Raw genomic sequence first — 14,943 nt, 5'->3', positions numbered from 1 at the left:
ATAAAATTTATCAAACGGGTCGAAAAGTAGCCAAGGGATTTAAAGAAACAATGACAATTATTTTTGATGACTATCTACCTAACTGGAATTATCGCGCAGTTCCAACTATTCAGTAAGAGCTTCCGTTATTCAATTGTTATTTGAGAATTTTAGCAAACAAACGCAAAAAATCTGACAATAATATGAGGGCAATTTCCCTCGAAAAAGCCGATTGTTTCAATCAGACGGTTGGTTAATGAATGCCAGTTCTTTAAAGAACTGACATTCATTAACCATCCACCAACCGGGAAACCAGTTGGGAACTTTTAAGAAAAATTAATGCTGAAGTTATTAAATCGTCATTCCTAAGAGTCCTGAAGCTGCACTGCTTTTAAGGTCGAAATTTCGGCGGCTTTTTGAAACTCCTTGCGGCTATGAATTGTTGGATGAACGCAAACAATTAACTGCTGGAAAAGAATTCGAGTTGCTGAGGGTTTTAGAGCATCCTGAGTTACCTCTGCATAATAATCCGGCTGAGTTAGCTGCTAGAACTATGGTGCAGCGACGTAATATTAGCTATGCTACTCAAACGATTGAGGGTACTCAGGCATGGGATACTTTTATGTCTCTTGTTGCTACTACTCGTCAGTTGGGAATCAGTTTTTTTGATTATGTGCGTGACCGAATTTCTCAACTTGGAATTATTCCTTCTCTCTCTACTATTATTCGCGAAAAATCTGCTCTTTATCCCTTGGGCTTGTCTTGGCAACTAGAATAACTGCTACCCCTACTTATTGAGCCGATACAGATACACTATAAGTGTAAATTTATTAGGACAAGAATTTGGTTTACCTAGTGGTGAAAATTGGCGAAGTCTCAAACGTGAGATGAATCAGTTAGGGGGTGGTGATAGAAGATTCTACGATACAGGTGTACTCTTTACCCCACTAGCATCAATTATTGACTCACCAGTCAAATTTTCGATTCACGTTAACCATCGTAGAGGTAGAACAATTGACCTGGGAGGCATTATTGATATGGGAATAATTGAACGAGGAAAGTGCAAAATATATGATGATGGTAATTTCAGATAACCTAATTGTGGTTCTTATGAACTGAATCACAGCACGATCGCCCTTACTTGTAGGTTGGGTTGACACAAGTAAACTCAACCTTTTTTTACTCACAATCTTATCCATTTCCACCATTTCAATGTGATAATTGCACGGAGGGCGATCGCCCCATAACACATAAAGAGTGATCGAGGTCTGCAACCAAAAGCATCAACGTTACTTTTAACCCACTGCAAATTCTGTGAACTGACGCATATAAGGTGGATGAAACCCAACCACAATGTCCGACTTCGGCACACCTATATTAACCAGCTCTTGCCCTAAATCTATTTCTGTTCCATTCTGCTGAATCCAGATTTTGCCATCCTTAATATCGAGATGTATAGGACAACCGTAAACTCGCTGTTTGTTATCCCAACCCACTCGAACAACTTGATAATGATTGTGTTTTGTGTCAAAAACAACTTGCACATCTACTTTTCCATAAGAAGGCTTTTATGCAGCATATTTCGTGAGAATTTGTTTGATACAATCCCGATACTTTTCTATTTTTTTCATAAAGCTATCACCTCTTCTTCTACGTCATAGACCAATAATTTTAACTGGTAATCTTCCACAACAGCGGTGGTAAATTTACGCTTGAAGAAATCGTTATACGCCGTCAAAGGAATTGCCAAAAATAGCTGACGTTGGGGGTCTTTAAACTTGAGTGCTGTACGGTAGTTGATAAATTGTCCAACGGCTAAATGAAAATCTGTTATCGCTGAAGTATTCAAAAAGCTCTTGATTTCTACAGCAATTTTCTCCCCCTGCCGTTCGGCTGCCAGCAGACGTTCCGCCCCCAGATCGATTAACATATCGACTCCACCCACACTGATGGAAAGTGGGTCATCTGTAATCTGCCAACCCTCATGAATGCAACGCAATCTTCACAACATCATGAAATTTATCCTTTGCTGACATAAAGCCGCGATGACAGACAATTACAATTATACTGGCATTAATTGAGATGTGTGAGTGCAATTCAGGTTGTTGACTTACCAAATCAAACCTCGCGTGCGAGATCGCTATCGTAAGGCTTATCAAAGGTAGTGCGATCGCCCCTCGCACCAAATACCAAACACTGCGATGATTGTACAGAGCGCGATCGCACACAATCATCATCCCTAATTTGCGATCGACCTCCCGCATCAATTATCCACAAAGCATCCGGCTGAAATTCGTTATCTGCGTCCAAGCGCACAGTAGCATTCTCGCCCAATTCCACCCCAGCCAACCTCTAATTTGATTGTGTGGTTCGCCGTGACTTCTGAATCTTACCGATAATGCCAGATAAAATATTTTTTCAGTTTATTCAGTTAGCGATAAAAATTTAAGCAAACATAACATCGGGGGGGCGATTTGTGCCGCACTAAACTCGCTCCTAATATCAAATTCTAACTAAATCCGCCCCTTAAACCTTCTCCTTCTTCCTTCGCGTCCTACCCTACGGGAACGGCTTCGCCGAACGCACCTCGAAGCGGTTCGTTTCTAACGCAAATACCCAATCCAAGCCGGCAAAACCTCCGGCGAACCGTACCACTTCCCCGGAGAACGAGGCGAATGCCAAACCCCCTCCAACACCAGATTTTCGGCCCCGTCCAAAACAGCAGCTTCCACGGGCGTAATTCCATCTCCCCAAGTTTCGCCCTTCCCCACAGTCAACTCGTAACTTTTGTAAGCCAGCCAAGTTCCAAAACCCCGCTTGCCAAAAACAGCCTTCCCAGCAGCGCACACGTAGCGCACCTGCGGGTGAAAAGCCCCCGGATAGTGAATTTTGACAAAATCTAGATTTTTGCGCGTCCAGCGCTCTTGAGAGACGTGCGGCGTGCCTAAAGTGATTAAAGTATTCACATAAGGGTGAGCTTCCCACAAACCCCCGTCCTCAAGCACGTCGCCGTGAATCGTGTAAGGCTTTTCGCCCAAATAGATGCGAGAAATCCAGCCGCCGGCGGAATGACCGACGAGATTGATCTGGGGAACGCCGTATTGCTGTAACATTTGTTTGACCGTGCGATCGAGCTGTCGCAAAATTGGCACCATCGACCGCCCGCCAAAAGTCGGCAACCAATCTCCCTTGCCCAGAGGCACTGTTACTGTTGGGAAACCTCGATCGACCAGAGACTTTTCTAATTCCCGATAGTCGGAAGCAGCAGCAAAATATCCTGGTAAAATCACGGTTGGTAATGGCATTGTCAAATTTAGATTTGAGATTGTAGATTTTAGATTTTGCGGCCGGAGTGCTACGATCTGTTTTTCAAGTTCAAAGACACTTGCCGAAGCATCCTTTGGATTGCTAACATCTGCCGCTCGTTTAACCTTTTGCTTAGGGAATATCTACTTCTATGGCTCGCGAGCCGATTCAAACATGGTATTTTACCCTAGTTGTCGTTCACTTAGAAGACCGTTTTCTACTGGTACAAGAGCGCAAGTACGAGCAGCAGTGGTATCTCCCAGCAGGGCGAGTGGAAAAAGGGGAAACTTTGCTCGAAGCTGCTATGCGTAATACCCTCGAAGAAGCGGGCATTTCCATCATCGTTGAGGGAATTCTCAGGGTAGAGCACACAGTGATGCCTAGGGGCAATGTGCGCCTCCGAGTCATTTTTGTGGCTCGTCCGCAAGATAAGACGCCGCCCAAGAGCAAGCCGGATGAGCATACTTTGTGCGCGGGCTGGTATTCTCTCAAGGAATTAGACCAGTTGTCGTTGCGGGGAGAGGAAGTTCGAGAAATGTTTCAATATATGGCCAGCGGTGCTCCAATTTATCCCATCGACTTGCTCACCATCGAGGGGGCTCCTTTTAAAAATTACCGCTATCGCTGGTGAATCCGTCGATTTGGGATTTTAGATTTTAGACTTCGGCGTGAGTGCGATCGCCCTTACGATTTTAGATTTACTTGCAGCGCAGTGAATCAGGGAGCAGCAACTTTAATCTACAATTTTTAGAATCGACCCTGACGCTAGTGTCGCGGGCTTGTACTCATTTTGGGGCGCGGTCACCGAGGGGCTGCGGGCTGGGCTGACAGCCACTCGATCGGTTTTTTGATGGCGTAACCGAATTGGAAACGCCGATCGATCGAACTTGTCGATCGTGTTTAATAAATTTGGTTCAGTTTAGGGCCCATGAATTTTCATCAAGGTCGATCGGGCAATTTCGATACCGACCGTGCTAAAATTATACCTTTGAATTCCCAACCTCTCCTCATTAAAACGAATTCACACTCAATCACAACCACAGCAATATAAATTACCAATCCCCCAATCCTCCAATCCCCCAATCTAAAATCGAACAATCCCCCAATCCCCCAATCCCCCAGTCTAAAATCGAACAATCTCCCAATCCCTCAATCTCCCAATCTAAAATCTAAAATCTAAAATCTAAAATCGAACAATCCCCCAATCCCCCAATCTAAAATCGAACAATCCCCCAATCCCCCAATCCCCCAATCTCCCAATCCCCCAATCCCCCAATCTCCCAATCCCCCAATCTCCCAATCTCCCAATCTAAAATCTAAAATCTAAAATCGAACAATCTCCCAATCTAAAATCCCCCAATTCCCCAATCCCCCAATCTAAAATCTAAAATCTAAAATCTAAAATTTAAATGACTGACTCTTCCTCCCTAGCAAACACCCTTTCCGAACCGCTGCGCCAGCCTTATTGGTGGGCAGCCCTAGCTTCTGTCAGCCTTCACGGAGTGCTCGGAGTAAGTGCCCCGACGCTCTCAAACATAATTTATGGTGGAAATTCCTCAAAAAATATCCCCGGTTCCGTCGGCTTAATAGAACTAACTCCCGCAGAAGCCGGCCGCCTGCCACAAACCATACCACCGAAACCGTCTAATACGCAATTTACGCCATTTTCGATCGCACCAGTTCCCCTTCGGCCAGCGCCAAAGTTAGCCCCGCCCTTGCCCCCCGCACCTGATACCATCAACTTGCCCGCCATGCCGCCGGGAATGCCCCCTCCTGGATTCTTTTCCCCTCTCCCTCCTTCCCCTCTCCCGCCCTTCACGGCCCCAACAGCCCCGCCGCCTCCCAAAACTCCATCCCCAACAGTCAGAACCCCCTCACAGCCAACAACACCCACTATCATCCCACCCGTACCTCCCAGCGGTTTGCTTTTCCCACCGTTACCTGGTAATTTCGATCGCAATATCCCACCGCCGCCATCGCTGACAGAAGTGCCCCAGCTTCCCGGCAGCCAATCGGAAGATGAGGCAGAGACACTCAAAAAGATCATAGCCAGTAGAGGCGGACTCCCACTATTTCCAGACGGAGCTCCAGTCTTTACCCCGGAATTCCCAATTGCCGGCAGGAATGTGGGACCCGATGGAGTACCAAAATTGACTCAAAAAGATCCGAATAAAAGGAATCTCATCGCAGAAACTCCCGAAGAAAGAATTAAGAGACAACAATTTGAAGAGGCACAGCGACAGCTAGGAGAGTCCGGCCAACCGGGTGCAAGCTTACCCAGCGACAGAGAGACACAGCTTGCGGCTGCAAATACCTATGTTTCTTTGTTTGAGAAATTCAAAAAGGCTTATCCCGACTTGGAAATGACGAGCCCGACTGCTGTGAACGTCCCTTATCCCACAGCAGCTTGCTCGCAAAAACTTGAAGGAACAGCAGTTTTTGGAGCAGTTGTCAGCCCTCAAGGCTTGCTCAAGGCCGAGCCTCAGCCGATCGTCCCCACGGGTTACGGTATTCTGGATAATACCGCTAAAATTGCGATTATTAGCCCTTCTCTAACATTTTCAGCAGCCAGCACGCACAAGCTTTACCAACTGGCTGTCGAGTTTAAGTACGACGAAAAAGTTTGCAGTGGCATTCCTGCCACCCCAACCAGGCCCAACCCACCAGGCCAGCAGCGGCCAGCACCCGCCCCCACAGCGCCCAGACCAACAGGCCAGCCGCCATCCCCAGCGCCTGCTGAAGTGAAACCGCAGTTTGAGAAGCCGCCGGCCCCCTCCAACAAACCGCAGCCAGGGGCCCAACCGTCGCCGCCCGCACAAAAGCCCGCGACTCAAACGTCGCCTTCTCCTGAACCGAAGCCAGCCGCGGAACAGTCCCCTTCTCCTCAACCGCAACCCGCCCAAGAATCCCCGCAGCCCGAAGTTGCGCCATCTCCGGCCCCGGAAGTGTCGCCCTCGCCCGAAGCAGCGCCATCTCCTGCCGCCGAAGTGTCACCATCGCCGGAAGCAGCACCATCTCCTGCCGCCGAAGTGTCGCCATCTCCTGCTGCCGAAGTGTCGCCGTCACCGTCGCCGGAAGCAGCGCCATCTCCTGCTGCCGAAGTGTCGCCGTCACCATCGCCGGAAGCAGCGCCATCTCCTGCTGCTGCCGAAAATTAATTGGGCATCGGTAATTGGCAATCGGGTAAGCTGTTGCGGCATTTAAATTGTCTGTCAAAAAACCATCCAACTCTTGTGGGGAGTAGGGTTCGGCGTCCCGCCCGGCTTGAATGTGCAATTTAAATGCGCGACAGCTTATGCGAATGGGTAATATCAATTTTGTTTGATTCAGACTTGTATTAGATCGAGTTCTCTTAGGTCGTAAGATTAAATGAACCGCGAAGACGCAAAGAGCGCGTTCGGCGAAGCCGTTCCCGAAGGGTAGGAAGAACAGCACCTTCTTCTGTCTCTTGCTTCGCGTCCTTCGCGGTTTAATCATTCCGATGCAACCGGATGTGATATAATATCCAATCTGCTTGCTTCACTATTGTGAGTTAGTAGTTAGTAGGGTGCGTGAGCTTGAATATTTGTTGCTTCTCCAACTAATTTCTACTTGCTGACGCACCCTACTTTCTCCACTAAGAATGAAGTTGTTTTTCGTCCGCCCGACTCGGACTTTTGACGATTGAAGTTTTGACTGCAAAGCTAATTACCTATTCCCCTTAACCTCTCAATTGTATTGAACTTTATACATTTGGAATAAGTCGCCGCTTTGCTTTTTTACTACCTTAGCGCCGGCAGCTTTAATCATTTTTTCCCAATCTTCTATTGTCTCTAAAAAAACTTCCCCGGCTCGATAAGTTTCCAAAATTGCCCAATCTTCTGCTAGAGGAGCATTCGGGTTGAGGACATCAAAAACAAAATGACCGCCCGGTTTTAGTACCCGCTTTACTTCTCCCATGACAATATTCCAATAGTCTATGGGATAGTAACAGCTAAAGCCTGTAGCGAGGCATAAATCGAACAGAGCCTCTTCGTAATTTAACTGGTGAGCGGGGGCCCATTCTACGCCTTTGAACAGCTTAGAATTGAGCTGAGGGCCGCGAGCGTTTAAGGCGTCTCGCGCGGCGCTGCTGATTTCTTGACCGTAAAAATATGCTTCCCAATCCCGCCAAGGGTAGATCAGAAAGCTGACTCCGCAGCCAATGTCTAAACAGCGCTGATTTTTTTGAGGTTTGGCAATTTTCCAGAAGGGAGAAACTGTTTTTTCTTGGAGAGTTCCTGCGACTGATTCCAGGAAAATCGGCATTGCTTCGACTTCTTCGGGTAAAGCGAAAGCTTCTCCTCGGTATTCGCGATCGAACCGAGAAGCAACTTGCGACAGTAAAACTTGCCAGCTATCTGATTTTCCTTTAGCAAACCAAGTCTGCTCCTGACCCGCTACTGGGCGATCGGACTTTTTATGCATTTTGGAATTACCTTTTAGAGGCTTTGAGAGCTTTTGTAAAGTTTTGGCGGTAAGGCTTATTAAAAATTAACGCCGGCCAGAGCAGGGACAGCTTCAGGCGATTTGTAAAACTTCTGTCGAAATTAGTGCGATCGAAACCATTCCAAAATTTCCAAATACCGCCACCGTAAGCGATCAGCAATGCCAAGCTAATTAACGTACTCATTTAAAAAACCCCTAAGCAATGGATAGGATTTTGGGTCAGCTAGTCAAAGCGCTACCCTTAATCTATCATTTATCAGACGCCCAAGCGCACCGATAGCTGTAGTAATTCCACCTTCAGCTAAAGCCGCAGGAGCCTCATGCTGTACCCTCTTAGGGTCAGCGTTGAGAGGAATGCGGGTCAAAGAGGGGGGTTCAACACCCCCTTCTTTGACAATTTCTTTTGTAATGTTCGTAGGAATTCTCTAAACACATCGCTTTGGGTTCGAGATGTTAACTCACAATACTTGACCAGAACCTCTTTTTCTTCTGGAGTAAGCCTAAACGTTGTTGTTTCTGTTTGTTTCACGATTGTATTTACATTAAATATGCAGTACAATTGTCTCATGAAACTAGCCTACCAGTTCAAACTACTGCCAACGTCCGACCAAAGACGCCGTATGAGCAAATGGCGCGATATGCTACGGCATCAATACAATTTTTTGTTGGCAGACAGATTTGATTGGTTTGAAATGAACAGGTGTTCAGTTAATGCCTGTCCACTGGTATGCAGTATTGCATCCCCAAGGGAACAGCCTGAGTATTACGGACAGAAACGCTCACTTGTGTCTCTCAAGGCAGAAAGAGAATGGTACAAAAATATCCATGCCGATGTCTTGCAGGACATGGTGAAGCGAGTAGACCTGGCATTTGCTCGGTTTATCAAAGGTGATATCAATGGTAAGCGGAGCGGGAAGCCTCGATTTAAAGGCAAAAACCGCTATCGCACTTTCGCTTATCAGCGAGTGAAGTCTGACTGCATCCAAGGGAATCGAATTGAACTTCCCAAGCTAGGAAAAATCAAATTCATTCAACATCGCCCTATTCCTGACAGTTTTGTCATTAAGAGAGCATTGGTTACTCTCAAAGCAGATGGTTGGTATGCGACACTGACTCTAGAAGATGCATCAGTCCCTGACACTCCTACTATTGACATTGAACCGACTGAAACTAACAGTATTGGCGTTGATGCGGGATTGGAATATTTTGTCGCCTGCTCAGACGGCACGATGGTAGAACCTCCTAAATTCTATCGGCAAGCCGAAGAGAAATTAGCCAAACTGCAAACCAAAAGAGAGCTAAGAAAAAAAGGTTCTACTGCACGTCGCAAACTTGGGTCACGCATTGCAAAGTTACATCAACAGGTAGCTAGACAACGCAAACAATGGCATTTTGAGCTTGCAGGTGAGTTGGTCAACAAGGCTGAGGTTATCTTTGTAGAAGACCTTAAAGTTTCCAATATGGCAAAACGCAACAAACCCAAGCAAGATGAATCGGGTAAGTTTTTGCCGAATGGTCAATCCGCAAAGTCCGGGTTGAACAAGAGTTTTGCTGATGCGGGGATAGCTGGGTTCTTGAACGAAATCCTTCCGTACAAGGCTGAAAGAGCTGGGCGGTTGGTCGTGAAAGTTAATCCTGCTGGAACATCTCAACATTGTGCAATGTGCCTCAACAGAGTTTCAAAGGAGTTAAGTGATAGGTGGCATCAATGCTCTTGTGGTGCATCCATGCCTCGTGACCTGAACTCTGGAATTCTAATAAAGAAAGTGGGGTTGGGCGTTCGCCTCACTATAAAACGCGAATCCGGGAATTCTCGGAGGAGAAGCCCACACTCTAATCTTTGATTGAGTGTGGGAGTACGTCACAAAGAGACTTCAAAATCCCCGCTGGCCACCAACTTAAAAATAACACCCCCGAAATAGCTTTCACCGAGCAAGCAAGAAGGGGCTTCTGTCAAAAGTCGAGGATTCTGAGGACTTATACGATTGAAGAATTGAAGAATTGAAGAATTAGGAATGACTGATGAGAGAAGGGTTTCGAGCACGGGTCTACAGTTGCATTCTTTTTTTTAACTGGTATTACCCAACATTCCCTACAAATCCGAGCTCGACCGGGGGATTGGTGCGATGCCGCAAGTTCTAATTCGGTTGAAATCGGTTGCTGTTGGAGGACGGCCTGGCCGAACCGGGTTTCCCAGACGTGTCACTACTCGAAGATATTTAAGTAAGAACTGATTGCCCGCGGCCGACGAATTACAGCAGGCAAACTTTTTCTAGCGGACAATAGCGGTAGAGAGCTTTTTAAGTAAGGAGGATTTTATGCGTGCAGTGCTGATGGCTGGGGGATCGGGAACGAGGCTCAGACCCCTGACGTGCGATTTGCCCAAACCGATGGTGCCGATTCTCAATCGCCCGATCGCAGAACACATTATTAATTTGCTAAAAAGGCATCAGATTACGGAAATTATTGCGACGCTGCACTACCTTCCCGATGTCATGCGCGAATATTTTACTGACGGGGCAGAGTTTGGCGTTCAAATGACTTACGCTGTGGAGGAAGACCAACCGCTGGGTACGGCTGGTTGCGTCAAAAATATTTCTGAACTGCTCGATCGAACTTTTCTGGTCATCAGCGGCGACAGCATTACAGACTTCGACTTAACGGCAGCGATCGAATTTCACCGCAGCAAGCAATCCAAAGCCACGTTAATTTTAACTCGCGTTCCCAACCCGATGGAATTCGGGGTCGTGATTACCGAGGAAAATTACCGCATCAGTCGCTTTCTGGAAAAGCCTTCTAGCAGCGAAATTTTCTCCGATACCGTCAATATCGGTACCTACATTTTAGAACCCGAGGTCTTGGATTACCTGCCGGCCAATCAGGAGTGCGACTTCTCGAAAGACTTGTTTCCCCTGCTACTGGAAAAAAACGAGCCGATGTACGGCTACATCGCCGAGGGTTACTGGTGCGATGTCGGCCAGCTAGATGTTTACCGGGAATCTCAGTACGACGCGCTGCGGGGAAAGGTCAAACTGGATTTGAGCTACTACAATCAAGTTCGATCGGGACTTTGGGTAGGTCAGAATACTTTTATTGACGATAGCGCGATCGTCGAAGTACCGGCCATGATCGGCAACAATTGCCGGATAGGAGCCCGAGTTAAAATCGATGCCGGTACAGTGATCGGAGATAACGTGACTGTCGGGGCCGACGCTAATCTCAAACGTCCCATCGTCTGGAACGGAGCAATTGTCGGCGAAGACGCTCATCTTAGGGCCTGCGTGATTTGCCGGAGTACCCGCGTAGACAGGCGCGCTCACGTCCTCGAAGGTGCTGTCGTCGGTTCAATGTCCATCGTGGGAGAAGAAGCACAAGTGGGGCCAAGCGTGCGCGTCTGGCCGAGCAAAAATATTGAATCCGGCGCTCTGTTAAATCAAAATTTAATTTGGGGAGAACAAGCTAAGCGGAATTTGTTCGGTCAGCGCGGCGTTCAAGGACTGGCAAATGTGGATGTTACCCCCGAATTTGCAGTGAAATTGGGCGCGGCTTACGGCTCGACTTTGAAACCCGGGACTTCGGTATCGGTTTCTCGCGACCAGCGGAGCATTTCGCGCATGGTTTCGAGGTCTTTGATTGCGGGTTTGATGTCGGTGGGAATTAATGTGATCAATTTGGAATCGACGGCAATTCCGATCGCGCGCACGGTTTCGTCTACGCTGTCGATTGCTGGCGGCATTCACGTTCGCATTTCGCCCGATCGGTCCGACCACATTTTAATTGAATTCTTCGATATCAAAGGCATCAATATTACTAAAGCTGTTGAGAAAAAAATCGAGGGCGCTTATTTTAAGGAAGATTTGCGGCGGGCTCTAATTCCGGAAATTGGAGAGATGACGTACTTTAACCAAGCTCTCGAGGTTTACAACCGTATTTTTGAGCGGCAGATGAATGTTGAGGCAATACGCTACAGCAATTCTAAGGTAGTAATCGATTACGTTTATGCGGTTTCTGGAGCAATTTTGCCGCAAATGCTCGCCAAGTTCGGCTGCGATGCAGTGGTGCTCAATGCCAGTCTCAAGCAGACTTCTCTAAGCAACGGGGAACGCGAATATTTGCTCGACCAACTCGGCCGGGTGGTGAAAGCACTCAGCGCTAATTTTGGAGTGCAGGTGTCGGCTAACGGCGAACAGCTCATTTTGGTAGATGAGTCTGGGATAGCGATTCGCGGGGAAATGCTGACGGCGTTGATGGTAAATTTGATGCTGACTTCTCATCCCAAAGGTACAGTGGTAGTGCCGGTGAATGCGTCTTCTGCAGTGGAGGCGATCGCCCGCCGCTATCAAAGCAAGGTAATCCGCACGAAGGCGAACCCAACTGCTTTGATGGAAGCAGCTAACAGGAACCCGAATGTGGTTTTGGGCGGCAGCGGCCTTATGGGTTTTATTTTTCCGCAATTGCATCCCGGATTTGACGGAATGTTCTGCATTGCTAAAGTGATAGAAATGATGACGGTTCAGGAGCGATCGCTCGGACAGATCAAGGCCGAACTTCCCCGCGTCACCCACCGCAGTTACAGCGTTCGCTGTCCTTGGACTATCAAGGGTTCGCTGATGCGACATTTAGTAGAAACTCATTCGCCCGATCGTTTAGAATTAGTAGATGGAGTGAAGATTTTTAACTACAGCGACGACAATTGGGTATTAGTTTTGCCCGATGCTAGTGAACCGACCGTTCATATCTTCGCCAACAGCGAGGATCGAGATTGGGTATCTGAAACTTTGAAGGAGTACCGCGCCCTCGTTCACGATTTTGTCACTCAAGCCGAGGCGGCGGTTCGCCAAGATAAATTTGGTAACGTGTAATCCGTAATCGGTGACAGCTAATAGCCAATAGCGCAGAAAAATCAGTAATTACCAATTACCAATTTGCAATTGGCAATTCCCAAAAGCAAGACGCGCAAGTCATCTGTACACGGGTAGCTATTTTTTCCTTCTTCCTTCTTCCTTCTTCCTTCAACATCCAATTCCCAATTACGCACAGATAACAGATGAATAGCTGCATTTTGATGGCGGAAATAATTCAACAACCGCAACTCCGTTATACTCCTGACAGTCAACTTCAAATCGCTGAGATGTTGGTGCAGTTTCCCGGCCCAAAACCCGAAGATCCGCCCGAACATTTGAAGGTGATAGGATGGGGAAATTTTGCTCAAGAAATTCACGAGAAATATCGCGAGGGCGATCGCGTGATTATTGAGGGGCGGCTGAGCATGAATACGATCGAAAGAGACGGTATGAAAGAAAAGCGCGCTGAACTGACAGCTCAAAGGATTTACAGTGTCGGCGCCGATGCCATGAGTTCGGCTCCCGCAACTAGAACCGCCCCCGAACAGGCTCAAATTCGCGACAGCGCCCCGGCTAATGTGCCGAGCAATGTAGTGCCTTTAGGGTCGCGGAACCGCACTTCTAATAGCGCTCCAAGCGGCCCTAACCGCACGTCTAGTTCGGATTGGAACTCGCATCAGTCTTCACCTTCTGAGTCCGATCGCCCGTCGGGTTCATCTAACGAACCGGAAAATCCCGATTACGATCCGATTCCATTTTAAAAATTAGGGTGCATCGCTTTACAATTCGACAGTTCGATCGAAAGTGACGCACCTTAATTTAAGAGCGATTCCCTACGGGATAGCTTCGCACGCGCGTACTTCAGGAAAAAAAGGGCGATCCTCTTCGAGGGCTGCGCTAACGAATTTGGCTGAACTGCGAGCTAAATTGCAAATTTTACAGATCGATCGTCACAATTTTTTTCTTGCTTTTTTTGTCGCGCAGCACGACAGTATTGTATGGTGATGTATCCGTCCCCAGCGGAATTGGCAGTTTAAAGCTGCCGCTGTTATGTTTGAGTTCGCCTAAATCAATGCTTTTCGTTATATTGCCATCTGTTGCCAGATAAGCGGTGAGTTCGCCTTTGTAATCTTCAATCAAAAAGTCTTTGAAGAAAAGGACTTCCCCACCCTCGACATCGATAGCAAGGATGACCGTACCGCTAAACGTTGCGCCTTTTTCTTCTTCATCAACCGTCGCCATTTTAATTTCCGAGGGGTCTTGACCGGACATATCTGCCATAAATTTTTTCTCCTGACCGGAGCGAAATAATAATTAACAAGAATCTTATCTGACGCTAGGGGCGATCGCGAAACTCTTAGGACGTATTTCTGCATGGGTCTTGCTTCTCTCTAAGGTTAGAGAAGCCCGCGATCGCGAATCATACACCAATTCGCTCAATTCTTGAGTCAGTAAGTACAGACCGTTAAAATTATCTGTATAATACCCCCAAGTCTGGCAAACACCGCCGCGTTAATTCGATGCGATATTTAGCATCCTTAGTCTGGAGTTTTTAATTGATTGGGTGGAGAATTAAGCCTGATGTTTCTGATAATTTAAGAGCATCGCACTGCGATCGTTAGTAGTAAGGTTGACAGCGACGCACCCTACACATTCGATCGCACTATTTCCACTCCAAAAACTTCTGCAAATTCAGCCGCCACGATCGCCCTAACTCGATCGACCTCAATTCCGGGGATAAACTGTTCTAAACTCCCAACAGGTCGATCGGGAATCCCGCAAGGTACAATTTGCCCAAAACCGGCCAGATCCGGACAAACATTTAAAGCAAAACCGTGCATCGTAATCCAGCGGCTGACTTTAATGCCGATCGCACCTACCTTGTACCCATCCACCCAAACCCCAGTCATACCGGGAACCCGCGAACCCTTCAACCCGCAAACTTCCAACACTCCCAGCAGCACTTCCTCCAACTGCCGCAAATACCAGTGCAAATCTTGCTGGTGGCGTCGCAAATTTAAAATCGGATACCCCACCAATTGGCCCGGACAGTGGTAAGTCACCTCGCCGCCCCGCTCAACTCGGTGCAGTTCCGGCCCAGTTTGATTTGGGTCAAATTTTAGAAATTCCAGCTTTGCTCCCATGCCCAAAGTGTAAACCGGCGGATGTTCCAGCAAAATCAGGACATCTGGCAAATCTGGTTGGTCGCGGCGTTCTTGCACGAGTTTTTGCTGGATTTCCCAAGCTTGGGAGTAGGGAACTTGTCCGCAATCGAGGAGCAAGCAGGGTTGTGCATTTAGCGGTTGAGGGATTAGAGGGGAAATCATGAAAAAAATCAAGAGTGTTT

At 47.5% G+C, this 14,943-nt stretch carries 13 protein-coding genes and 2 pseudogenes; 6 read left to right on the top strand and 9 right to left on the bottom strand.

All coding sequences use genetic code 11. The features are described 5' to 3' along the window. Positions 1-421 precede the first annotated feature (421 nt). The gene (locus tag QUA80_RS05750) at positions 422-757 is read left to right on the top strand and encodes a hypothetical protein (RefSeq protein WP_333422244.1); all 336 of its coding nucleotides are present in this window, start codon (positions 422-424) and stop codon (positions 755-757) included. 517 nt (positions 758-1,274) lie between these two features. On the opposite strand, the pseudogene QUA80_RS05745 reads toward QUA80_RS05750, so the two are convergent. From QUA80_RS05745 to QUA80_RS05730, 4 genes and pseudogenes are all read right to left on the bottom strand, one after another. Further along, positions 1,275-1,529: pseudogene (locus QUA80_RS05745) on the bottom strand (XisI protein); the annotation flags it as partial. 77 nt (positions 1,530-1,606) lie between these two features. Beyond that, a pseudogene (locus QUA80_RS05740) lies at positions 1,607-2,015 on the bottom strand (XisH family protein). Positions 2,016-2,097: 82 nt separating this feature from the next. Further along, a complete protein-coding gene (locus QUA80_RS05735; protein ID WP_333422242.1) occupies positions 2,098-2,328 on the bottom strand; it encodes a hypothetical protein in 231 nt (76 codons plus the stop codon). A gap of 254 nt (positions 2,329-2,582) precedes the next feature. Continuing rightward, positions 2,583-3,284 (bottom strand): alpha/beta fold hydrolase, encoded by a 702-nt coding sequence (locus QUA80_RS05730; protein WP_333422241.1) that lies wholly within the window; start codon positions 3,282-3,284, stop codon positions 2,583-2,585. A gap of 152 nt (positions 3,285-3,436) precedes the next feature. On the opposite strand from QUA80_RS05730, the gene QUA80_RS05725 reads away from it, so the two are divergent. Both QUA80_RS05725 and QUA80_RS05720 read left to right on the top strand, forming a co-directional pair. Then, on the top strand, positions 3,437-3,916 hold the full coding sequence (locus QUA80_RS05725) for an NUDIX domain-containing protein (protein ID WP_006633478.1): 480 nt from the start codon (positions 3,437-3,439) through the stop codon (positions 3,914-3,916). A 778-nt stretch (positions 3,917-4,694) separates the two neighbouring features. After that, entirely contained in the window at positions 4,695-6,443 is a 1,749-nt protein-coding gene (locus QUA80_RS05720; protein WP_333422239.1) for a hypothetical protein, read from the top strand. A 550-nt stretch (positions 6,444-6,993) separates the two neighbouring features. On the opposite strand, the gene QUA80_RS05715 is transcribed toward QUA80_RS05720, so the two are convergent. Both QUA80_RS05715 and QUA80_RS05710 read right to left on the bottom strand, forming a co-directional pair. Further along, a complete protein-coding gene (locus QUA80_RS05715; RefSeq protein WP_333422237.1) occupies positions 6,994-7,731 on the bottom strand; it encodes a class I SAM-dependent methyltransferase in 738 nt (245 codons plus the stop codon). 7 nt (positions 7,732-7,738) lie between these two features. After that, complete coding sequence (locus QUA80_RS05710; RefSeq protein WP_006633481.1) at positions 7,739-7,936, bottom strand: hypothetical protein; 198 nt, start codon at positions 7,934-7,936, stop codon at positions 7,739-7,741. Between the two features lie 382 nt (positions 7,937-8,318). Here QUA80_RS05710 and QUA80_RS05705 point away from each other — a divergent pair, with 382 nt between their 5' ends. Beyond that, the gene (locus tag QUA80_RS05705; RefSeq protein ID WP_333422235.1) at positions 8,319-9,596 is read left to right on the top strand and encodes a transposase; all 1,278 of its coding nucleotides are present in this window, start codon (positions 8,319-8,321) and stop codon (positions 9,594-9,596) included. A gap of 474 nt (positions 9,597-10,070) precedes the next feature. After that, positions 10,071-12,614, top strand: a complete 2,544-nt coding sequence (locus QUA80_RS05700) for a mannose-1-phosphate guanyltransferase (RefSeq protein ID WP_333422233.1) — start codon at positions 10,071-10,073, stop codon at positions 12,612-12,614. Positions 12,615-12,655: 41 nt separating this feature from the next. Here the strand turns inward: QUA80_RS05700 and QUA80_RS05695 are convergent, their stop codons facing one another. Then, the gene (locus tag QUA80_RS05695; protein ID WP_333422231.1) at positions 12,656-12,790 is read right to left on the bottom strand and encodes a hypothetical protein; all 135 of its coding nucleotides are present in this window, start codon (positions 12,788-12,790) and stop codon (positions 12,656-12,658) included. A 9-nt stretch (positions 12,791-12,799) separates the two neighbouring features. Here QUA80_RS05695 and QUA80_RS05690 point away from each other — a divergent pair, with 9 nt between their 5' ends. Next, entirely contained in the window at positions 12,800-13,357 is a 558-nt protein-coding gene (locus tag QUA80_RS05690) for a single-stranded DNA-binding protein (RefSeq protein WP_333422229.1), read from the top strand. 175 nt (positions 13,358-13,532) lie between these two features. Here QUA80_RS05690 and QUA80_RS05685 read toward each other — a convergent pair whose 3' ends face one another. After that, positions 13,533-13,877 (bottom strand): hypothetical protein, encoded by a 345-nt coding sequence (locus QUA80_RS05685; protein ID WP_333422227.1) that lies wholly within the window; start codon positions 13,875-13,877, stop codon positions 13,533-13,535. A 365-nt stretch (positions 13,878-14,242) separates the two neighbouring features. After that, complete coding sequence (gene lipB / locus QUA80_RS05680; RefSeq protein WP_333422225.1) at positions 14,243-14,923, bottom strand: lipoyl(octanoyl) transferase LipB; 681 nt, start codon at positions 14,921-14,923, stop codon at positions 14,243-14,245. Between the last annotated feature and the right edge of the window lie 20 nt (positions 14,924-14,943).

The organism is Microcoleus sp. F4-D5 (genome assembly GCF_036704885.1).
Classification (GTDB): domain Bacteria; phylum Cyanobacteriota; class Cyanobacteriia; order Cyanobacteriales; family Microcoleaceae; genus Microcoleus.
This window is presented reverse-complemented; position numbering and strand designations above follow the sequence as displayed.

Bases quoted from the DNA above. Each gene is read 5' to 3' on its own strand.
- QUA80_RS05730 (WP_333422241.1), bottom strand. From the start codon at position 3,284: ATGCCATTACCAACCGTGATTTTACCAGGATATTTTGCTGCTGCTTCC.
- QUA80_RS05725 (WP_006633478.1), top strand. From the start codon at position 3,437: ATGGCTCGCGAGCCGATTCAAACATGGTATTTTACCCTAGTTGTCGTT.
- QUA80_RS05720 (WP_333422239.1), top strand. From the start codon at position 4,695: ATGACTGACTCTTCCTCCCTAGCAAACACCCTTTCCGAACCGCTGCGC.
- QUA80_RS05715 (WP_333422237.1), bottom strand. From the start codon at position 7,731: ATGCATAAAAAGTCCGATCGCCCAGTAGCGGGTCAGGAGCAGACTTGG.
- QUA80_RS05710 (WP_006633481.1), bottom strand. From the start codon at position 7,936: ATGAGTACGTTAATTAGCTTGGCATTGCTGATCGCTTACGGTGGCGGT.
- QUA80_RS05705 (WP_333422235.1), top strand. From the start codon at position 8,319: ATGAAACTAGCCTACCAGTTCAAACTACTGCCAACGTCCGACCAAAGA.
- QUA80_RS05700 (WP_333422233.1), top strand. From the start codon at position 10,071: ATGCGTGCAGTGCTGATGGCTGGGGGATCGGGAACGAGGCTCAGACCC.
- QUA80_RS05690 (WP_333422229.1), top strand. From the start codon at position 12,800: ATGAATAGCTGCATTTTGATGGCGGAAATAATTCAACAACCGCAACTC.
- QUA80_RS05685 (WP_333422227.1), bottom strand. From the start codon at position 13,877: ATGGCAGATATGTCCGGTCAAGACCCCTCGGAAATTAAAATGGCGACG.
- lipB (WP_333422225.1), bottom strand. From the start codon at position 14,923: ATGATTTCCCCTCTAATCCCTCAACCGCTAAATGCACAACCCTGCTTG.